Raw genomic sequence first — 252 nt, forward strand, 5'->3', positions numbered from 1 at the left:
GGCAATAATTTAACCCTTAATGCTGGCGGTGACATTATTGATACTGAGGCAACTTTATTGGCAAAAGGGGTGACTGCCATTGTCAAAAACAACGCAGAGTTGCATTCACCGGCAGGGAGGTATAACTCAGTTGAAGGGAAGTATACGCCGGTGACTTCCGCGCTAATTGCACGTGCATTAAGTCATGCTCCTCAACTGACCATAAACGCCTCAGAAGTAGAAGGGGAAGTCCCGGGGATTAAACTGGCGGAT

Annotated in this window: 1 protein-coding gene; it reads left to right on the plus strand. The window is 47.6% G+C overall.

Annotated features, from left to right (window positions below; all coding sequences use genetic code 11):
- Window positions 1–252 (plus strand): hypothetical protein (locus tag ACGF49_RS25265; protein ID WP_387493558.1); only part of this gene is annotated, 252 nt, incomplete at both ends.

The sequence above is a fragment of the Photorhabdus sp. RM96S genome, from assembly GCF_042879335.1.
Taxonomy (GTDB): domain Bacteria; phylum Pseudomonadota; class Gammaproteobacteria; order Enterobacterales; family Enterobacteriaceae; genus Photorhabdus; species Photorhabdus kayaii.